Below are 19,425 nucleotides of genomic sequence, written 5' to 3' on the forward strand. Positions count from 1 at the left end.
AAGTTGCGTCGATTTAGGAAAAATCTTAGATAAGTGTAAAGAACCCCTTCTATTTGTAAGGACTTATTAAATCCCAAAAAGGGGCTCTGCCTATTGCAGCTTATCGCAACTATTCTAATGCTAATTATTTTTTACCGGGGCTTCCCGGCGACATCACGGGGTGCGGTGAGACCGCATAAAAATAAAGTTGGTTATTCTGGGTGGGAATAATGCATACCTCCGAGTTGCTGAAACACATTTATGACATCAACTTGTCATATTTACTACTTGCACAGCGTCTGATTGTTCAGGACAAAGCGTCCGCTATGTTTCGTCTCGGCATAAATGAAGAAATGGCGACAACGTTAGCGGCACTGACTCTTCCGCAAATGGTTAAGCTGGCAGAAACCAATCAACTGGTTTGTCACTTTCGTTTTGACAGCCACCAGACGATTACTCAGTTGACGCAAGATTCCCGCGTTGACGATCTCCAGCAAATTCATACCGGCATCATGCTCTCAACACGCTTGCTGAATGATGTTAATCAGCCTGAAGAAGCGCTGCGCAAGAAAAGGGCCTGATCATGAGTGAAAAAAGCATTGTTCAGGAAGCGCGGGATATTCAACTGGCAATGGAATTGATCACCCTTGGCGCTCGTTTGCAGATGCTGGAAAGCGAAACACAGTTAAGTCGCGGACGCCTGATAAAACTCTATAAAGAACTGCGCGGAAGCCCACCGCCGAAAGGCATGCTGCCATTCTCAACCGACTGGTTTATGACCTGGGAACAAAACGTTCATGCTTCGATGTTCTGTAACGCATGGCAGTTTTTACTGAAAACCGGCTTGTGTAATGGCGTCGATGCGGTGATCAAAGCCTACCGTTTATACCTTGAACAGTGCCCGCAAGCAGAAGACGGACCGCTGCTGGCATTAACCCGTGCCTGGACATTGGTGCGGTTTGTTGAAAGTGGATTACTGCAACTTTCCAGCTGCAACTGCTGCGGCGGCAATTTTATTACCCACGCTCACCAGCCTGTTGGCAGCTTTGCCTGCAGCTTATGTCAGCCGCCATCCCGGGCAGTAAAAAGACGTAAACTTTCCCAGAATCCTGCCGATATTATCCCACAACTGCTGGATGAACAGAGAGTACAGGCTGTTTAACTGATACGGTGTGGCGCAACATTCCAGCAGCGGTAACGACGTACCGCTGCTTTTTTTTGCCCCAATCGCGCGTTAACGCCTGACGACTGAACATCCTGTCATGGTCAACAGTGGAAGGATGATGTCGTGCTTATCTTATTAGGTTACCTGGTTGTTCTCGGTACAGTTTTCGGCGGTTATTTGATGACCGGTGGAAGCCTTGGAGCACTCTATCAACCCGCTGAACTGGTGATTATTGCCGGTGCAGGGATTGGGTCGTTTATCGTCGGCAATAATGGCAAAGCGATTAAAGGCACGCTGAAGGCGCTGCCGTTGCTGTTTCGTCGCTCCAAATACACCAAAGCAATGTATATGGATCTGCTGGCTCTGCTTTATCGGTTGATGGCGAAATCGCGGCAGATGGGGATGTTTTCGCTGGAACGTGATATTGAAAATCCCCGTGAGAGCGAGATCTTCGCCAGCTACCCACGCATCCTTGCGGATAGCGTCATGCTTGATTTTATCGTCGATTATCTGCGTCTTATTATCAGCGGTCACATGAACACCTTCGAAATCGAAGCCCTGATGGATGAAGAGATTGAGACGCACGAAAGCGAAGCAGAAGTCCCGGCGAACAGTCTGGCGCTGGTCGGGGACTCACTTCCGGCGTTTGGTATTGTCGCGGCTGTGATGGGGGTCGTTCACGCGTTAGGTTCAGCCGATCGTCCTGCCGCCGAGCTGGGGGCGCTTATCGCACATGCGATGGTGGGGACTTTCCTCGGTATTTTATTGGCTTACGGATTTATTTCCCCATTAGCGAGTGTTTTACGTCAGAAAAGCGCCGAAACCAGCAAAATGATGCAGTGCGTCAAAGTCACACTGCTTTCTAATCTGAACGGTTACGCACCGCCTATCGCCGTTGAGTTTGGTCGCAAAACGCTCTATTCCAGCGAACGTCCGTCGTTTATTGAACTGGAAGAGCATGTGCGTGCGGTGAAAAATCCGCAACAACAGACGACAACCGAGGAAGCATGAAGAATCAAGCGCATCCGATTATTGTCGTCAAACGACGCAAAGCCAAAAGCCACGGGGCAGCACATGGATCGTGGAAGATTGCTTATGCCGACTTTATGACCGCGATGATGGCCTTTTTTCTGGTGATGTGGTTAATCTCCATCTCCAGCCCAAAAGAGCTGATTCAGATTGCGGAGTACTTCCGGACTCCACTGGCGACTGCGGTTACGGGCGGCGATCGCATTTCTAATAGTGAAAGCCCAATTCCCGGTGGGGGGGATGATTACACCCAAAGCCAGGGGGAAGTGAATAAGCAGCCGAACATCGAAGAGCTGAAAAAACGCATGGAGCAAAGTCGATTGCGGAAATTGCGTGGCGATCTCGACCAGTTGATAGAGTCCGATCCGAAACTGCGGGCGTTACGTCCCCATCTCAAAATCGATCTGGTCCAGGAAGGTCTACGTATTCAGATCATCGATAGCCAGAATCGCCCGATGTTTAGAACCGGCAGTGCCGATGTCGAACCCTATATGCGCGACATTCTGCGCGCCATCGCGCCCGTACTGAACGGTATTCCCAACCGTATTAGCCTTTCGGGTCATACCGATGATTTCCCTTACGCCAGTGGTGAGAAAGGATATAGCAACTGGGAGCTTTCTGCCGATCGGGCCAATGCATCCCGCCGCGAACTGATGGTTGGCGGGTTGAATGGCGGCAAAGTGTTACGTGTCGTCGGCATGGCGGCAACGATGCGCTTAAGCGATCGCGGTCCTGATGATGCTGTCAACCGTCGCATCAGCCTGCTGGTACTGAACAAACAAGCCGAACAGGCCATTTTGCATGAAAACGCCGAAAGCCAGAATGAGCCAGTAAGCGCCCTGGAAGAACCTGAGGTTGCACCACAGGTCAGTGTTCCCACAATGCCATCAGCCGAACCGAGGTGACAGCGTGAGCATGGATATAAGCGATTTTTATCAGACATTTTTTGATGAAGCGGACGAACTGTTGGCTGACATGGAGCAGCATCTGCTGGTTTTGCAGCCGGAAGCGCCAGATGCCGAACAATTGAATGCCATCTTTCGGGCTGCCCACTCGATCAAAGGAGGGGCAGGAACCTTTGGCTTCAGCGTTTTGCAGGAAACCACGCATCTGATGGAAAACCTGCTCGACGAAGCCAGACGAGGTGAGATGCAACTCAACACCGACATTATCAATCTGTTTTTGGAAACGAAGGACATCATGCAAGAACAGCTCGACGCTTATAAACAGTCGCAAGAGCCGGATGCCGCCAGCTTCGATTATATCTGCCAGGCCTTGCGTCAACTGGCATTAGAAGCGAAAGGCGAAACGCCATCCGCAGTGACCCGATTAAGTGTGGTTGCCAAAAGTGAACCGCAAGATGAGCAGAGCCGCAATCAGTTGCCGCGACGAATTATCCTTTCGCGCCTGAAGGCCGGCGAAGTCGACCTGCTGGAAGAAGAGCTGGGGCATCTGACAACGTTAACTGACGTGGTGAAAGGAACGGATTCTCTCTCGGCAATATTACCGGGCGACATCGCCGAAGATGACATCACAGCGGTACTCTGTTTTGTGATTGAAGCCGATCAGATTACCTTTGAAACAGTAGAAGTCTCGCCAAAAATATCCCCCCCACCAGTGCTTAAACTGGCAGCCGAACAAGCGCCAACCGGTCGCGTGGAGCGGGAAAAAACGACGCGCAGTAGTGAATCCACCAGCATCCGTGTAGCGGTAGAAAAGGTTGATCAATTAATTAACCTCGTCGGCGAGCTGGTCATCACCCAGTCCATGCTTGCCCAGCGTTCCAGCGAACTGGACCCGGTTAATCATGGTGATTTGATTACCAGCATGGGGCAGTTACAACGTAACGCTCGTGATTTGCAGGAATCAGTGATGTCGATTCGCATGATGCCGATGGAATATGTCTTTAGCCGTTATCCCCGGCTGGTGCGTGATCTGGCGGGAAAACTCGGCAAGCAGGTAGAACTGACGCTGGTGGGCAGTTCTACTGAACTCGACAAGAGCCTGATAGAACGCATTATCGACCCGCTGACCCACCTGGTACGCAATAGCCTCGATCACGGTATTGAACTGCCAGAAAAACGGCTCGCCGCAGGTAAAAACAGCGTAGGAAATTTAATTCTTTCTGCCGAACATCAGGGCGGCAACATTTGCATTGAAGTGACCGACGATGGTGCGGGGCTAAACCGTGAGCGAATTCTGGCAAAAGCGGCCTCGCAAGGTCTGACCGTCAGCGAAAACATGAGCGACGACGAAGTCGCGATGCTGATATTTGCCCCTGGCTTCTCCACGGCGGAGCAGGTCACCGACGTCTCCGGGCGCGGCGTCGGCATGGACGTCGTTAAACGTAATATCCAGGAGATGGGCGGTCATGTCGAAATCCAGTCGAAGCAGGGTACTGGCACTACGATCCGCATTTTACTGCCGCTGACGCTGGCCATCCTCGACGGCATGTCCGTACGCGTTGCGGATGAAGTTTTCATTCTGCCGCTGAATGCTGTCATGGAATCACTGCAACCCCGTGAAGCCGATCTGCATCCACTGGCCGGCGGCGAGCGGGTGCTGGAAGTGCGGGGTGAATATCTGCCCATCGTCGAACTGTGGAAAGTGTTCAACGTCGCGGGCGCGAAAACCGAAGCTACTCAGGGAATTGTGGTGATCTTACAAAGTGGCGGTCGCCGCTACGCCTTGCTGGTGGATCAATTAATTGGTCAACACCAGGTTGTGGTTAAAAACCTTGAAAGTAACTATCGCAAAGTCCCCGGCATTTCTGCTGCGACCATTCTTGGCGACGGCAGCGTGGCACTGATTGTTGATGTCTCCGCCTTGCAGGCGATAAACCGCGAACAACGTATGGCGAACACCGCCGCCTGAATGAGTAAAAAGGTAACAATATGACCGGTATGACGAATGTAACAAAGCTGGCCAGCGAGCCGTCAGGCCAGGAATTTCTGGTATTTACCCTTGGTGATGAAGAGTACGGAATTGATATCCTGAAAGTGCAGGAGATCCGTGGCTACGATCAGGTAACACGGATTGCGAACACGCCAGCGTTTATCAAAGGCGTCACGAATCTGCGCGGCGTTATTGTGCCGATTGTCGACTTACGAATTAAGTTCAGCCAGGTGGATGTGGACTATAACGACAACACGGTAGTTATCGTCCTGAATTTCGGACAGCGGGTGGTCGGCATCGTGGTTGACGGCGTTTCAGACGTGCTTTCATTGACGGCGGAGCAAATTCGTCCGGCACCGGAATTTGCCGTGACGCTTTCAACAGAATATCTCACTGGACTGGGCGCACTGGGCGACCGGATGTTGATTCTGGTGAACATCGAAAAACTGCTGAACAGCGAAGAGATGGCGCTGTTAGATAGCGCGGCGTCAGAAGTGGCGTAATTCTCCCGATTTCCTCAATTGCAATGAACCCGATGATCTGCGCATCGGGTTTTTTATTTCAGTTTCGCGGCGGGAGGCATCAGCAATAAAGTTTCCCCCTTCCTTGCCGATAACGAGATCAACTTGTTTTCAGGAAGGTGCCTTATGATTAACCGTATCCGCGTAGTCACGCTGTTGGTAATGGTGCTGGGGGTATTCGCACTGTTACAGCTTATTTCCGGCAGTCTGTTTTTTTCTTCCCTTCACCATAGCCAGAAGAGCTTTGTGGTTTCCAATCAATTACGGGAACAGCAGGGCGAGCTGACGTCAACCTGGGATTTAATGCTGCAAACGCGCATTAACCTGAGTCGTTCAGCGGTACGGATGATGATGGATTCCTCAAATCAACAAAGTAACGCCAAAGTTGAATTACTCGATAGCGCCAGGAAAACATTGGCCCAGGCAGCGACTCATTATAAAAAATTCAAAAGCATGGCACCGTTACCTGAAATGGTCGCTACCAGTCGTAATATTGATGAAAAATATAAAAACTATCACACAGCGTTAACTGAACTGATTGATTATCTTGATTATGGCAATACTGGAGCTTATTTCGCTCAGCCAACCCAGGGAATGCAAAATGCAATGGGCGAAGCGTTTGCTCAGTACGCCCTCAGCAGTGAAAAACTGTATCGCGATATCATCACTGACAACGCAGATGATTACCGATTTGCCCAATGGCAACTGGCGGTTATTGCGCTGGTGGTGGTATTGATTCTGCTGGTGGCGTGGTACGGCATTCGCCGTATGTTGCTTACACCGCTGGCAAAAATTATTGCTCACATTCGCGAAATCGCCAGTGGTAACCTGGCGAATACCCTGACCATTGACGGGCGCAGTGAAATGGGCGACCTGGCGCAGAGCGTTTCACATATGCAACGCTCTTTGACTGACACCGTCACTCATGTGCGTGAAGGTTCAGATGCCATCTATGCCGGTACCCGTGAAATTGCGGCGGGCAACACCGATCTTTCCTCCCGTACTGAACAGCAGGCATCCGCGCTGGAAGAAACTGCCGCCAGCATGGAGCAGCTCACTGCGACAGTGAAGCAAAACGCCGATAACGCCCGCCAGGCCTCGCAACTGGCGCAAAGTGCCTCCGATACCGCCCAGCATGGCGGCAAAGTAGTGGATGGCGTAGTGAAAACGATGCATGAGATCGCCGATAGTTCGAAGAAAATTGCCGACATTATCAGCGTTATCGACGGTATTGCCTTCCAGACTAATATCCTCGCGCTGAATGCCGCGGTTGAAGCCGCGCGAGCGGGTGAACAAGGCCGTGGTTTTGCCGTGGTGGCGGGCGAAGTGCGTAATCTTGCCAGTCGCAGCGCCCAGGCGGCAAAAGAGATCAAAGCCCTCATTGAAGACTCCGTCTCGCGCGTTGATACCGGTTCGGTGCTGGTCGAAAGCGCCGGGGAAACAATGAACAATATCGTCAATGCTGTCACTCGCGTGACTGACATTATGGGCGAGATTGCATCGGCATCGGATGAACAGAGCCGTGGCATCGATCAAGTCGCATTGGCGGTTTCGGAAATGGATCGCGTCACGCAACAGAACGCATCGCTGGTGCAGGAATCAGCTGCCGCCGCAGCTGCGCTGGAAGAACAGGCGAGTCGTTTAACGCAAGCGGTTTCCGCGTTCCGTCTGGCAGCCAGCCCACTCACCAATAAACCGCAAACACCATCCCGTCCTGCCAGTGAGCAACCACCGGCACAGCCACGACTGCGAATTACTGAACAAGATCCAAACTGGGAAACATTTTGACGAGTATTTACTAACGCGGTCATTGCCGCCTGATGGGGAGCGTTGATGTTTAATCGTATTCGAATTTCGACCACGCTGTTTTTAATTTTGATTCTCTGCGGGATCTTGCAGATTGGCAGTAACGGCATGTCTTTTTGGGCATTTCGCGACGATTTGCAACGACTGAATCAGGTCGAGCAGAGCAATCAGCAACGTGCGGCATTAGCGCAAACTCGGGCGGTAATGTTACAGGCCAGTACCGCGCTGAACAAAGCAGGCACTCTGACAGCGCTTAGCTATCCGGCGGATGACATTAAAACGTTGATGACGACGGCGCGCGCCAGTCTGACGCAATCCACCACGCTGTTTAAAAGTTTTATGGCGATGACTGCGGGCAACGAGCACGTCAGGGCGTTGCAAAAAGAGACGGAGAAAAGTTTTGCCCGCTGGCACAACGATCTCGAACATCAGGCGACCTGGCTTGAAAGTAATCAACTTTCGGATTTCCTCACTGCGCCGGTGCAGGAATCACAGAATGCGTTTGACGTTAACTTTGAGGCCTGGCAGCTGGAGATCAACCATGTGCTGGAAGCTGCCAGTACGCAAAGCCAGCGTAACTATCACATTTCGGCGCTGGTGTTTATCAGCATGATTATTGTTGCAGCGCTCTACATCAGCAGTGCGCTGTGGTGGACGCGCAAGATGATTGTTCAACCACTGGCCATCATCGGTAGCCATTTTGACAGCATTGCTGCGGGTAATCTGGCGCGTCCGATTGCAGTGTATGGTCGCAATGAGATCACCGCCATTTTTGCCAGTCTGAAGACCATGCAGCAGGCTTTGCGTGGGACGGTAAGTGATGTGCGTAAGGGAAGCCAGGAGATGCACATTGGTATCGCGGAGATTGTCGCAGGCAATAACGATCTCTCAAGTCGTACCGAACAGCAGGCGGCATCGCTGGCACAAACGGCCGCCAGTATGGAGCAATTAACCGCCACGGTAGGGCAAAACGCCGATAACGCACGACAGGCGTCGGAACTGGCAAAAAATGCCGCGACAACGGCGCAGGCGGGCGGTGTTCAGGTCAGTACCATGACTCACACCATGCAGGAGATCGCCACCAGCTCGCAAAAAATTGGCGACATTATCAGCGTTATCGACGGCATTGCTTTCCAGACCAATATTCTGGCCCTGAATGCGGCAGTGGAAGCGGCTCGCGCCGGAGAGCAGGGGCGTGGTTTTGCGGTAGTGGCAGGTGAAGTGCGCAATCTTGCCAGCCGTAGCGCCCAGGCAGCAAAAGAGATCAAAGGGCTGATCGAAGAGTCAGTCAATCGTGTCCAGCAGGGTTCGAAACTGGTGAATAACGCCGCCGCGACCATGACCGATATTGTCAGTTCGGTGACCCGCGTGAACGACATTATGGGAGAAATTGCTTCGGCGTCGGAAGAACAACGGCGGGGGATTGAGCAGGTTGCACAGGCTGTCAGCCAGATGGATCAGGTGACTCAGCAGAACGCCTCGCTGGTAGAAGAAGCGGCGGCGGCAACGGAACAACTGGCGAACCAGGCTGACCATCTTTCGTCGCGTGTGGCGGTATTTACCCTTGAAGAACATGAAGTAGCACGACATGAGTCGGCGCAGTTACATATTGCGCCAGTGGTATCCTGAAGTGATTGAGAAGGCGCTATGACTTCATCTCTGCCCTGTGGGCAAACGTCTTTATTGTTACAGATGACCGAGCGCCTGGCGCTTTCCGACGCGCATTTTCGGCGGATAAGTCAATTGATCTATCAACGAGCCGGGATCGTCCTGGCTGACCATAAACGCGACATGGTTTACAACCGACTGGTTCGTCGTTTGCGTTCGCTGGGACTGACGGATTTCGGTCATTATCTGAACTTGCTGGAATCTAATCAGCACAGCGGTGAGTGGCAGGCGTTTATCAATTCGCTGACCACGAATCTGACGGCATTTTTCCGTGAGGCGCATCATTTTCCTCTGCTCGCGGATCACGCCCGGCGTCGTTCTGGCGAGTATCGCGTATGGAGCGCGGCGGCTTCGACCGGCGAAGAGCCGTACAGCATTGCGATGACACTGGCTGACACATTGGGCACCGCGCCCGGACGCTGGAAAGTGTTTGCCAGCGACATTGACACCGAAGTGCTGGAAAAAGCCAGAAGCGGTATTTATCGCCATGAAGAGTTGAAAAATCTGACGCCGCAGCAACTGCAGCGGTACTTCATGCGAGGGACGGGACCGCATCAAGGGCTGGTACGCGTGCGTCAGGAACTGGCGAATTATGTTGATTTTGCCCCGCTGAATTTACTGGCGAAACAGTACACCGTGCCGGGGCCGTTTGATGCGATCTTCTGTCGTAACGTCATGATCTACTTCGATCAAACTACCCAGCAGGAGATTTTGCGCCGCTTTGTTCCGCTCCTTAAACCCGACGGATTGCTGTTTGCGGGTCACTCTGAAAACTTTAGCCACCTTGAGCGCCGCTTCACGCTGCGCGGTCAGACGGTGTATGCGCTAAGTAAGGATTAACGATGAGCAAAATCAGGGTGTTATCTGTCGATGATTCGGCACTGATGCGCCAGATCATGACAGAAATCATCAACAGCCATAGCGACATGGAAATGGTGGCGACCGCCCCTGATCCGCTGGTTGCGCGTGATTTGATTAAGAAATTCAATCCCGATGTATTGACGCTGGATGTTGAAATGCCGCGGATGGACGGACTGGATTTTCTCGAAAAATTAATGCGTTTGCGCCCAATGCCCGTTGTGATGGTTTCTTCCCTGACCGGCAAAGGGTCAGAAGTCACGCTGCGCGCATTGGAGCTGGGGGCGATAGATTTTGTCACCAAACCGCAACTGGGTATTCGCGAAGGAATGCTGGCGTATAGCGAAATGATTGCTGAAAAGGTGCGTACGGCAGCAAAAGCGAGCCTTGCGGCACATAAACCATTGTCGGCACCGACAACGCTGAAAGCGGGGCCGCTGTTGAGTTCTGAAAAACTGATTGCGATTGGTGCTTCAACGGGGGGAACTGAGGCAATTCGTCACGTACTGCAATCGTTGCCGCTTTCCAGCCCGGCACTGTTAATTACCCAGCATATGCCGCCCGGTTTCACTCGCTCTTTTGCCGACAGACTTAATAAGCTTTGCCAGATCGGGGTTAAAGAAGCCGAAGACGGAGAACGTGTCTTACCGGGGCATGCCTATATTGCTCCGGGCGATCGGCATATGGAGCTGGCGCGTAGTGGCGCAAATTACCAAATCAAAATTCACGATGGCCCGGCGGTTAACCGTCATCGGCCTTCGGTAGATGTGTTGTTCCATTCTGTCGCCAAACAGGCGGGGCGTAATGCGGTTGGGGTGATCCTGACCGGTATGGGCAACGACGGTGCGGCGGGAATGTTGGCGATGCGTCAGGCGGGGGCATGGACCCTTGCGCAAAACGAAGCAAGTTGCGTGGTGTTCGGCATGCCGCGCGAGGCCATCAATATGGGTGGTGTCTGCGAAGTGGTCGATCTTAGCCAGGTAAGCCAGCAAATGTTGGCAAAAATTAGTGCCGGACAGGCGATACGTATTTAAATCAGGAGTGTGAAATGGCGGATAAAGAACTTAAATTTTTGGTTGTGGATGACTTTTCCACCATGCGACGCATAGTGCGTAACCTGCTGAAAGAGCTGGGATTCAATAATGTTGAGGAAGCGGAAGATGGTGTCGACGCTCTCAATAAGTTGCAGGCAGGCGGTTATGGATTTGTTATCTCCGACTGGAACATGCCCAACATGGATGGCCTGGAATTGCTGAAAACAATTCGTGCGAATGGCGCGATGTCAGCATTGCCAGTGTTAATGGTGACTGCAGAAGCGAAGAAAGAGAACATCATTGCTGCGGCGCAAGCGGGGGCCAGTGGCTATGTTGTGAAGCCATTTACCGCCGCGACGCTGGAGGAAAAACTCAACAAAATCTTTGAGAAACTGGGCATGTGAGGATGCGACTATGATGCAACCATCAATCAAACCTGCTGACGAGCATTCAGCTGGCGATATCATTGCGCGCATCGGCAGCCTGACGCGTATGCTGCGCGACAGTTTGCGGGAGCTGGGGCTGGATCAGGCCATTGCTGAAGCGGCGGAAGCCATCCCCGATGCGCGCGATCGTTTGTACTATGTTGTGCAGATGACCGCCCAGGCTGCGGAGCGGGCGCTGAACAGTGTTGAGGCGTCACAACCGCATCAGGATCAAATGGAGAAATCAGCAAAAGCGTTAACCCAACGTTGGGATGACTGGTTTGCCGATCCGATTGATCTTGCCGACGCCCGTGAACTGGTAACAGACACGCGGCAATTTCTGGCAGATGTACCCGCGCATACCAGCTTTACAAACGCGCAACTGCTGGAAATCATGATGGCGCAGGATTTTCAGGATCTCACCGGACAGGTTATTAAGCGGATGATGGATGTCATTCAGGAGATCGAACGCCAGTTGTTGATGGTGCTGTTGGAAAACATCCCGGAACAGGAGTCGCGTCCAAAACGTGAAAACCAGAGTTTGCTTAATGGACCTCAGGTCGATACCAGCAAAGCCGGTGTGGTAGCCAGTCAGGATCAGGTGGACGATTTGTTGGATAGTCTTGGATTTTGATTTGTATTGCCTGATGTGGCGTGACTACGTCATATCAGGCGGTCGGATAACGCGATGACGCCGCATCCGACAAACGCATACTATGCTTGATGTGTGGCAGCAAAAGCCCTAAATCCCGCCTGTTTTGCCCCTTACTCAAACCATTGAACGCTTTGCGCTCTGGCATCATTTACGCTTAATACTCTTTCCAGGATTGGCGACGTGTCTGACGAGAGCGACGACAAAACAGAAGCCCCCACACCTCACCGACTAGAAAAAGCGCGGGAAGAGGGGCAAATCCCGCGTTCACGTGAATTAACGTCACTGCTGATTTTGTTAGTGGGCGTGTGTGTTATCTGGTTTGGCGGTGTGTCGCTGGCCCGTCGATTGTCGGGCATGCTCTCCGCGGGATTGCATTTTGATCACAGCATCATCAATGACCCGAATCTGATCCTCGGGCAGATTATTCTGCTGATCAGAGAAGCCATGCTGGCGCTGCTGCCACTGATTAGCGGCGTGGTGCTGGTGGCGCTCATTTCTCCGGTCATGCTGGGAGGGCTGGTATTTAGCGGCAAATCCTTGCAGCCGAAGTTTTCCAAACTCAACCCGCTACCGGGGATTAAACGGATGTTCTCGGCACAGACTGGCGCGGAGTTGCTTAAAGCAATTTTGAAAACCATCCTGGTCGGCAGTGTGACGGGGTTTTATCTCTGGCACCACTGGCCGCAAATGATGCGCTTAATGGCAGAGTCTCCGATTACCGCCATGGGTAATGCGATGGATCTGGTAGGGCTATGCGCACTGCTGGTGGTGCTTGGTGTCATTCCAATGGTGGGATTTGACGTCTTTTTTCAAATCTTCAGCCACCTGAAAAAGCTGCGTATGTCGCGGCAGGATATTCGTGATGAGTTCAAACAAAGCGAAGGCGACCCCCATGTTAAAGGGCGGATACGTCAGATGCAGCGAGCGGCTGCACGACGTCGGATGATGGCCGATGTGCCGAAAGCGGATGTCATTGTCAATAACCCGACCCACTATTCGGTAGCGTTGCAGTATGACGAAAACAAAATGAGCGCACCGAAAGTGGTCGCTAAAGGTGCAGGGCTGGTCGCGCTGCGCATTCGTGAAATTGGCGCTGAAAATAACGTCCCGACGCTTGAAGCGCCGCCGCTGGCGCGTGCGCTGTATCGACATGCGGAGATCGGTCAACAAATCCCGGGTCAACTGTACGCCGCGGTGGCGGAAGTGCTGGCCTGGGTCTGGCAACTGAAACGCTGGCGTCTGGCTGGTGGACAGCGCCCTGTACAACCTACTCATCTTCCGGTGCCGGAAGCCCTGGATTTTATTAACGAGAAACCGACCCATGAGTAATCTGGCCGCGATGCTGCGCCTGCCCGCAAACCTGAAATCGACACAATGGCAGATCCTTGCCGGACCGATTTTGATCCTGTTGATCTTGTCGATGATGGTGCTGCCACTGCCCGCATTCATACTCGACCTGTTGTTTACCTTCAATATTGCCTTGTCGATCATGGTGTTGCTGGTGGCGATGTTTACCCAGCGCACGCTTGAGTTTGCTGCGTTTCCGACCATCCTGTTGTTTACCACGCTGTTGCGTCTGGCACTTAACGTGGCTTCAACCCGTATCATTTTGATGGAAGGGCATACCGGCGCGGCGGCGGCTGGAAAGGTGGTCGAAGCGTTCGGTCACTTCCTCGTTGGTGGCAATTTCGCTATCGGTATCGTGGTGTTTGTCATTCTCGTGATCATCAACTTTATGGTTATCACCAAAGGTGCCGGGCGTATCGCAGAAGTGGGTGCGCGCTTTGTTCTCGATGGTATGCCGGGTAAGCAGATGGCGATTGACGCCGACCTTAACGCCGGATTGATTGGTGAAGATGAGGCGAAAAAACGCCGCTCCGAAGTGACTCAGGAAGCCGATTTTTACGGCTCAATGGACGGGGCAAGTAAGTTTGTCCGCGGCGATGCCATCGCCGGGATCCTCATCATGGTCATTAACGTTGTCGGCGGGTTGCTGGTCGGCGTGCTGCAACATGGCATGAGCATGGGACACGCGGCGGAAAGTTATACGCTATTGACCATTGGCGACGGTCTGGTGGCACAAATTCCGGCGTTGGTGATTTCTACCGCCGCGGGGGTCATCGTTACGCGTGTCAGCACCGATCAGGATGTTGGCGAGCAGATGGTGAATCAGCTTTTCAGTAACCCGAGCGTTATGTTGTTAAGCGCCGCCGTGCTCGGTTTACTCGGCCTGGTGCCTGGAATGCCGAACCTGGTATTTTTGCTGTTCACTGCCGGATTGCTGGGGCTGGCCTGGTGGATCCGTGGACGCGAACAAAAAGCGCCTGCCGAACCAAAACCGGTAAAAATGGCAGAGAATAATACCGTTGTCGAAGCGACGTGGAACGATGTACAACTGGAAGATTCTCTGGGAATGGAAGTGGGTTATCGACTGATCCCGATGGTCGATTTCCAGCAGGATGGTGAGTTGTTGGGCCGTATACGCAGTATCCGCAAGAAATTTGCCCAGGAGATGGGGTTTCTGCCGCCGGTGGTGCACATTCGTGACAATATGGATCTGCAACCTGCCCGCTATCGCATTTTGATGAAAGGCGTGGAGATAGGCAGTGGTGATGCTTATCCGGGGCGTTGGTTGGCGATTAACCCTGGTACCGCTGCCGGGACGTTACCTGGTGAGGCGACCGTCGATCCGGCATTTGGCCTGAATGCTATCTGGATTGAAAGTGCGCTTAAAGAACAGGCGCAGATTCAGGGGTACACCGTGGTTGAGGCCAGCACGGTGGTGGCAACGCATCTTAACCACCTCATTAGCCAGCATGCCGCAGAGCTGTTTGGTCGTCAGGAGGCGCAACAGTTGCTGGATCGCGTCGCCCAGGAGATGCCAAAGCTGACGGAAGATCTCGTTCCTGGCGTCGTCACGCTCACCACACTGCATAAAGTGCTGCAAAATCTGCTCGATGAAAAAGTGCCGATTCGCGATATGCGCACTATTCTCGAAACGCTGGCGGAACATGCGCCCATCCAAAGCGATCCACATGAATTAACCGCCGTCGTGCGCGTGGCGTTGGGACGGGCGATTACCCAGCAGTGGTTTCCTGGCAAAGATGAAGTTCATGTTATTGGCCTCGATACACCGCTGGAACGTTTGTTGCTACAGGCGTTGCAGGGCGGGGGCGGACTGGAGCCAGGGCTGGCGGATCGTTTACTGGCGCAAACTCAGGAAGCGCTATCCCGTCAGGAGATGTTGGGTGCGCCGCCAGTTTTATTGGTGAACCACGCGCTGCGACCATTATTGTCTCGCTTCCTGCGCCGCAGCTTGCCGCAGTTAGTGGTGCTGTCGAATCTGGAACTATCTGATAACCGACATATCCGCATGACGGCGACAATTGGCGGTAAATGATGAGAACCTTATTAGCAATATTATTGTTTCCGCTGCTGGTGCAAGCCGCCGGGGAGGGGATGTGGCAGGCGAGTAGTGTGGGCGTTACGCTGAATCACCGTGGTGAGTCGATGTCGTCAGCGCCTCTTTCTACTCGACAACCTGCTGCAGGATTGATGACGCTGGTGGCGTGGCGTTATCAGCTTATCGGCCCGACACCTGCAGGACTGCGGGTTCGCTTGTGTTCACAATCTCGTTGTGTCGAATTAGAAGGGCAGAGTGGAACCACCGTGGCCTTTTCCGGTATACCGGCGATAGAACCGTTGCGATTTATCTGGGAAGTGCCTGGCGGTGGGCGGTTAATTCCGCCGCTAAAGGTACAACGGAATGAAGTGATTGTGAATTATCGTTAATGATAAAAAAGCCGATGTCTGCCATGACATCGGCTTTTGCCGTATAACGCGATTACATACGCTCTACTGTCTCAATACCCAGCGTATCCAGACCCAGTTTCAGCGTCTTCGCCGTCAGTTGTGCCAGTTTCAGACGGCTGTTACGCACTTCTTCGTTTTCTGCGCTGAGGATCGGGCAGTGCTCGTAGAAGCCAGAGAACAGACCAGCCAGATCGTACAGGTAAGCACACATCACATGCGGCGTGCCTTCACGGGCAACCACGGTGAGGGTTTCTTCAAACTGCAGCAGGCGAGCTGCCAGTTGCGCTTCACGATCTTCACGGATGATAACCGGAGCTGCAGCCAGTTGCTCTTCGTCAATTTCTGCTTTACGGAACACGGACAATACACGCGTGTATGCATACTGCATGTATGGCGCGGTATTACCCTCAAACGCCAGCATGTTGTCCCAGTCGAAGATGTAGTCCGTGGTGCGGTTTTTGGAGAGATCCGCATATTTCACCGCACCAATACCAACTGCGTTAGCCAGTTTTTCCAGCTCGTCGGCTGGCATATCCGGGTTCTTTTCTGCCACCAGACGACGTGCACGCTCCAGGGCTTCATCCAGCAGATCCGCCAGTTTCACTGTACCACCCGCGCGGGTTTTGAACGGTTTGCCGTCTTTGCCCAGCATCATGCCGAACATGTGGTGTTCCAGCGGTACGGATTCCGGTACATAGCCTGCTTTACGGACGATAGCCCACGCCTGCATCAGGTGTTGATGCTGACGGGAGTCGATGTAATACAGCACGCGATCGGCATGCAGTGTTTCATAACGATATTTCGCACAGGCGATATCAGTGGTGGTGTAGAGATAGCCACCATCTTTCTTCTGAATGATCACGCCCATCGGTTCGCCTTCCTTGTTTTTGAACTCATCAAGGAATACGACGGTCGCGCCTTCACTTTCTACTGCCAGACCTTTGGCTTTGAGATCTGCCACGATACCCGGCAGCATCGGGTTATAGAGGCTTTCGCCCATCACGTCATCACGGGTCAGCGTCACGTTGAGGCGATCGTAGGTGATCTGGTTCTGCGTCATGGTGATGTCGACAAGTTTGCGCCACATCTCGCGGAAATATTCGTCACCGCTTTGCAGTTTTACCACGTAGTTACGTGCACGCTCGGCAAACTCTTCATCTTCATCGTAATGCTTTTTCGCATCGCGGTAGAAACCTTCAAGGTCAGCCAGCTCCATTTCACCAGCGTTTTCCTGCTGCTGCTTTTCCAGCCATGCAATCAGCATACCGAACTGAGTGCCCCAGTCGCCGACGTGGTTTGCGCGAATCACTTTGTGACCGAGGAACTCCAGAGTACGAACTGCTGCGTCACCAATAATGGTGGAGCGCAGGTGACCAACGTGCATCTCTTTCGCCACGTTTGGCGCAGAGTAGTCAACCACAATGGTCTGTTTTTCTGGCGTAGCAACACCGAGACGATCGGACGCCAGCGCCTGCTGAACATGTTCAGCCAGGAATGCCGGATCAAGGAAAATGTTGATAAAGCCAGGACCCGCGATCTCAACTTTGCTGGCGATACCGTTAAGATCCAGATGAGTCAGCACCTGCTCTGCTAATTGTCGCGGTGCCATACCCAGTTTTTTAGCAACTGCCATCATGCCGTTAGCCTGATAGTCGCCGAACTGAACTTTTGCTGACTGACGAACCTGCGGTTCGCAATCCGCAGGCGCGCCTGCCGCAATCATGGCCTGACGGACTTTTTCTGAGAGAAGAGCCTGAATATTCACCGGAATACCTTACATTGATGAAGCGAGCAAAAATTGCCCGCACCAGTTAAAGAAATTAGGGCGGGAGTATACTGCAAATGGCTGTTTTCGTCAGCAACGTGCGCGTGGCGTATTGCCGTTTTCACTATTGCATCAGAAGCGGCGTGAAATCAGCGGTTGGTTGGCGCAGGGCAACAGGGTAAATTAACGCTTTTACTGAAAGACGAAGAGTGATTATGGCGAACTGGCAATCTATCGACGAGCTGCAGGATATTGCATCGGATTTACCGCGATTTACCCACGCATTAGATGAACTCTCCCGCCGTCTGGGGTTGGATATCACTCCGCTGACTGCCGATCACATTTCTTTGCGTTGCCATCAAAACGCCACCGCTGAGCGCTGGCGTCGCGGGTTTGAACAGTGCGGCGAGCTTTTGTCAGAAAATATGATCAATGGCAGGCCGATTTGTCTGTTTAAATTGCATGAACCGGTACAGGTTGCGCACTGGCAGTTTTCCATTGTGGAGCTACCGTGGCCCGGGGAAAAACGTTACCCGCACGAAGGTTGGGAACATATTGAAATCGTTCTGCCGGGCGATCCAGAAACGCTGAATGCCCGTGCGCTGGCATTGCTTTCTGATGAAGGACTCAGCCTGCCGGGGATCTCAGTTAAAACCAGTTCGCCAAAAGGTGAGCATGAGCGATTACCGAACCCGACGCTGGCGGTCACCGATGGCAAAACGACCATTAAATTTCATCCGTGGTCCATTGAAGAGATCGTTGCCAGCGAGCAGTCGGCGTAATTAAGGAGCAAAAATGGCATTACTGGAAATTTGCTGTTATAGCATGGAATGCGCGCTAACGGCGCAGCAAAACGGCGCAGACAGAGTTGAATTATGCGCAGCCCCAAAAGAGGGGGGCTTAACGCCGTCGTTGGGGATACTGAAATCCGTGCGCCAGCGGGTGACGATCCCTGTGCATCCGATTATCCGCCCACGCGGTGGTGATTTTTGCTACAGCGACGGTGAATTTGCCGCCATTCTTGAGGATGTGCGCACAGTCCGCGAATTAGGTTTTCCTGGACTGGTGACGGGCGTTCTCGATGTTGACGGGAATGTCGATATGCCACGAATGGAAAAAATAATGGCTGCTGCCGGTCCGCTGGCAGTGACTTTTCATCGCGCCTTCGATATGTGCGCTAACCCTTTAAATACACTCAATAATCTTGCGGAATTGGGCGTTGCTCGGGTACTGACATCAGGGCAAAAATCAGACGCACTGCAAGGTTTATCAAAAATTATGGAACTTATTGCCCATGGTGATGCTCCAATCATTATGGCCGGAGCAGGAGTCCGTGCAGAAAACCTGCACCACTTCCTCGATGCCGGAGTGCTGGAAGTCCATAGCTCCGCGGGAGCGTGGCAAGCCTCACCAATGCGTTATCGTAATCAAGGATTGTCCATGTCATCAGATGCACACGCGGACGAGTATTCGCGTTATGTCGTAGACGGGGCGGCGGTTGCTGAAATGAAAGGAATCATTGAACGCCGTCAGGCCAAATGATTTTTACCGTTGCATCATGTCGCCCAATATGATGCTTGCTCGTACCAGGCCCCTGCAATTTCAACAGGGGCCTTTTTTTATCCCCGAGAAGTATAAAAAACGAACGATTTCCGTGATCAGTTGAGCGCGTGATAGTGCACATAGCGTTGTGCTAAAAATTTTTATATATTCATATTAATTATGTAATTTAAATTACTAAAACTGACAAATATGTATTCTAAATAACAACTGGGTTATTCCTTAGCAATTAATGATTACATTGTAATAAAT

The 19,425-nt window shown here is 52.4% G+C and carries 18 protein-coding genes; 17 read left to right on the top strand and 1 reads right to left on the bottom strand.

What is annotated here, in order from left to right:
* The first annotated feature begins 209 nt into the window (after nucleotides 1–209).
* From flhD to flhE, 15 genes are all read left to right on the top strand, one after another.
* On the top strand, nucleotides 210–560 hold the full coding sequence (gene flhD / locus ACK8NJ_RS09730; protein WP_001295647.1) for a flagellar transcriptional regulator FlhD: 351 nt from the start codon (nucleotides 210–212) through the stop codon (nucleotides 558–560).
* Between the two features lie 2 nt (nucleotides 561–562).
* On the top strand, nucleotides 563–1,141 hold the full coding sequence (gene flhC, locus ACK8NJ_RS09735; RefSeq protein WP_001291591.1) for a flagellar transcriptional regulator FlhC: 579 nt from the start codon (nucleotides 563–565) through the stop codon (nucleotides 1,139–1,141).
* A 126-nt stretch (nucleotides 1,142–1,267) separates the two neighbouring features.
* Complete coding sequence (motA, locus tag ACK8NJ_RS09740; RefSeq protein ID WP_000906336.1) at nucleotides 1,268–2,155, top strand: flagellar motor stator protein MotA; 888 nt, start codon at nucleotides 1,268–1,270, stop codon at nucleotides 2,153–2,155.
* The gene (motB, locus tag ACK8NJ_RS09745) at nucleotides 2,152–3,078 is read left to right on the top strand and encodes a flagellar motor protein MotB (protein WP_000795635.1); all 927 of its coding nucleotides are present in this window, start codon (nucleotides 2,152–2,154) and stop codon (nucleotides 3,076–3,078) included. The genes motA and motB overlap by 4 nt, the downstream gene beginning before the upstream one ends.
* A gap of 4 nt (nucleotides 3,079–3,082) precedes the next feature.
* A complete protein-coding gene (gene cheA / locus ACK8NJ_RS09750; protein ID WP_001469465.1) occupies nucleotides 3,083–5,047 on the top strand; it encodes a chemotaxis protein CheA in 1,965 nt (654 codons plus the stop codon).
* A 20-nt stretch (nucleotides 5,048–5,067) separates the two neighbouring features.
* Entirely contained in the window at nucleotides 5,068–5,571 is a 504-nt protein-coding gene (cheW, locus tag ACK8NJ_RS09755) for a chemotaxis protein CheW (RefSeq protein ID WP_000147301.1), read from the top strand.
* A gap of 144 nt (nucleotides 5,572–5,715) precedes the next feature.
* Nucleotides 5,716–7,377, top strand: a complete 1,662-nt coding sequence (tar, locus tag ACK8NJ_RS09760) for a methyl-accepting chemotaxis protein II (protein WP_024229812.1) — start codon at nucleotides 5,716–5,718, stop codon at nucleotides 7,375–7,377.
* A 45-nt stretch (nucleotides 7,378–7,422) separates the two neighbouring features.
* The gene (gene tap, locus ACK8NJ_RS09765; RefSeq protein ID WP_411962392.1) at nucleotides 7,423–9,024 is read left to right on the top strand and encodes a methyl-accepting chemotaxis protein IV; all 1,602 of its coding nucleotides are present in this window, start codon (nucleotides 7,423–7,425) and stop codon (nucleotides 9,022–9,024) included.
* A gap of 18 nt (nucleotides 9,025–9,042) precedes the next feature.
* Nucleotides 9,043–9,903, top strand: a complete 861-nt coding sequence (gene cheR / locus ACK8NJ_RS09770) for a protein-glutamate O-methyltransferase CheR (RefSeq protein WP_000204341.1) — start codon at nucleotides 9,043–9,045, stop codon at nucleotides 9,901–9,903.
* A 2-nt stretch (nucleotides 9,904–9,905) separates the two neighbouring features.
* Nucleotides 9,906–10,955 carry a protein-glutamate methylesterase/protein glutamine deamidase gene (gene cheB / locus ACK8NJ_RS09775; protein WP_000036383.1) on the top strand — a complete coding sequence of 350 codons (1,050 nt, stop codon included), beginning with the start codon at nucleotides 9,906–9,908 and terminating at the stop codon, nucleotides 10,953–10,955.
* A 14-nt stretch (nucleotides 10,956–10,969) separates the two neighbouring features.
* Entirely contained in the window at nucleotides 10,970–11,359 is a 390-nt protein-coding gene (cheY, locus tag ACK8NJ_RS09780; RefSeq protein WP_096251690.1) for a chemotaxis response regulator CheY, read from the top strand.
* A gap of 10 nt (nucleotides 11,360–11,369) precedes the next feature.
* Nucleotides 11,370–12,014: a protein phosphatase CheZ gene (gene cheZ, locus ACK8NJ_RS09785; RefSeq protein ID WP_000983609.1), complete on the top strand. Its 645-nt coding sequence runs from the start codon at nucleotides 11,370–11,372 to the stop codon at nucleotides 12,012–12,014.
* Between the two features lie 201 nt (nucleotides 12,015–12,215).
* Nucleotides 12,216–13,364 carry a flagellar biosynthesis protein FlhB gene (flhB, locus tag ACK8NJ_RS09790; RefSeq protein ID WP_001278925.1) on the top strand — a complete coding sequence of 383 codons (1,149 nt, stop codon included), beginning with the start codon at nucleotides 12,216–12,218 and terminating at the stop codon, nucleotides 13,362–13,364.
* Nucleotides 13,357–15,435 (top strand): flagellar biosynthesis protein FlhA, encoded by a 2,079-nt coding sequence (flhA, locus tag ACK8NJ_RS09795; protein ID WP_000066983.1) that lies wholly within the window; start codon nucleotides 13,357–13,359, stop codon nucleotides 15,433–15,435. The genes flhB and flhA overlap by 8 nt, the downstream gene beginning before the upstream one ends.
* The gene (gene flhE / locus ACK8NJ_RS09800; RefSeq protein WP_001259590.1) at nucleotides 15,435–15,827 is read left to right on the top strand and encodes a flagellar protein FlhE; all 393 of its coding nucleotides are present in this window, start codon (nucleotides 15,435–15,437) and stop codon (nucleotides 15,825–15,827) included. Before flhA ends, flhE begins: the two co-directional genes overlap by 1 nt.
* 52 nt (nucleotides 15,828–15,879) lie before the next feature.
* Here the strand turns inward: flhE and argS are convergent, their stop codons facing one another.
* On the bottom strand, nucleotides 15,880–17,613 hold the full coding sequence (argS, locus tag ACK8NJ_RS09805; RefSeq protein ID WP_001025322.1) for an arginine--tRNA ligase: 1,734 nt from the start codon (nucleotides 17,611–17,613) through the stop codon (nucleotides 15,880–15,882).
* Nucleotides 17,614–17,828: 215 nt separating this feature from the next.
* On the opposite strand from argS, the gene ACK8NJ_RS09810 reads away from it, so the two are divergent.
* Both ACK8NJ_RS09810 and cutC read left to right on the top strand, forming a co-directional pair.
* Nucleotides 17,829–18,395 (top strand): VOC family protein, encoded by a 567-nt coding sequence (locus ACK8NJ_RS09810; protein WP_001307851.1) that lies wholly within the window; start codon nucleotides 17,829–17,831, stop codon nucleotides 18,393–18,395.
* Nucleotides 18,396–18,408: 13 nt separating this feature from the next.
* On the top strand, nucleotides 18,409–19,155 hold the full coding sequence (gene cutC, locus ACK8NJ_RS09815) for a copper homeostasis protein CutC (protein ID WP_411962394.1): 747 nt from the start codon (nucleotides 18,409–18,411) through the stop codon (nucleotides 19,153–19,155).
* The last annotated feature ends 270 nt before the right edge of the window (nucleotides 19,156–19,425 follow it).

Origin of the sequence: Escherichia sp. F1 (genome assembly GCF_046764225.1) — a bacterium.
GTDB classification, from domain to species: Bacteria; Pseudomonadota; Gammaproteobacteria; order Enterobacterales; family Enterobacteriaceae; genus Escherichia; species Escherichia coli.

Coding starts and splice junctions, on each gene's coding strand:
- tar (WP_024229812.1), top strand. CDS start 5,716: ATGATTAACCGTATCCGCGTAGTCACGCTGTTGGTAATGGTGCTGGGG.
- tap (WP_411962392.1), top strand. CDS start 7,423: ATGTTTAATCGTATTCGAATTTCGACCACGCTGTTTTTAATTTTGATT.
- cheY (WP_096251690.1), top strand. CDS start 10,970: ATGGCGGATAAAGAACTTAAATTTTTGGTTGTGGATGACTTTTCCACC.
- flhC (WP_001291591.1), top strand. CDS start 563: ATGAGTGAAAAAAGCATTGTTCAGGAAGCGCGGGATATTCAACTGGCA.
- flhA (WP_000066983.1), top strand. CDS start 13,357: ATGAGTAATCTGGCCGCGATGCTGCGCCTGCCCGCAAACCTGAAATCG.
- cutC (WP_411962394.1), top strand. CDS start 18,409: ATGGCATTACTGGAAATTTGCTGTTATAGCATGGAATGCGCGCTAACG.
- flhE (WP_001259590.1), top strand. CDS start 15,435: ATGAGAACCTTATTAGCAATATTATTGTTTCCGCTGCTGGTGCAAGCC.
- cheW (WP_000147301.1), top strand. CDS start 5,068: ATGACCGGTATGACGAATGTAACAAAGCTGGCCAGCGAGCCGTCAGGC.
- flhD (WP_001295647.1), top strand. CDS start 210: ATGCATACCTCCGAGTTGCTGAAACACATTTATGACATCAACTTGTCA.
- cheZ (WP_000983609.1), top strand. CDS start 11,370: ATGATGCAACCATCAATCAAACCTGCTGACGAGCATTCAGCTGGCGAT.
- ACK8NJ_RS09810 (WP_001307851.1), top strand. CDS start 17,829: ATGGCGAACTGGCAATCTATCGACGAGCTGCAGGATATTGCATCGGAT.
- cheB (WP_000036383.1), top strand. CDS start 9,906: ATGAGCAAAATCAGGGTGTTATCTGTCGATGATTCGGCACTGATGCGC.
- cheR (WP_000204341.1), top strand. CDS start 9,043: ATGACTTCATCTCTGCCCTGTGGGCAAACGTCTTTATTGTTACAGATG.
- motB (WP_000795635.1), top strand. CDS start 2,152: ATGAAGAATCAAGCGCATCCGATTATTGTCGTCAAACGACGCAAAGCC.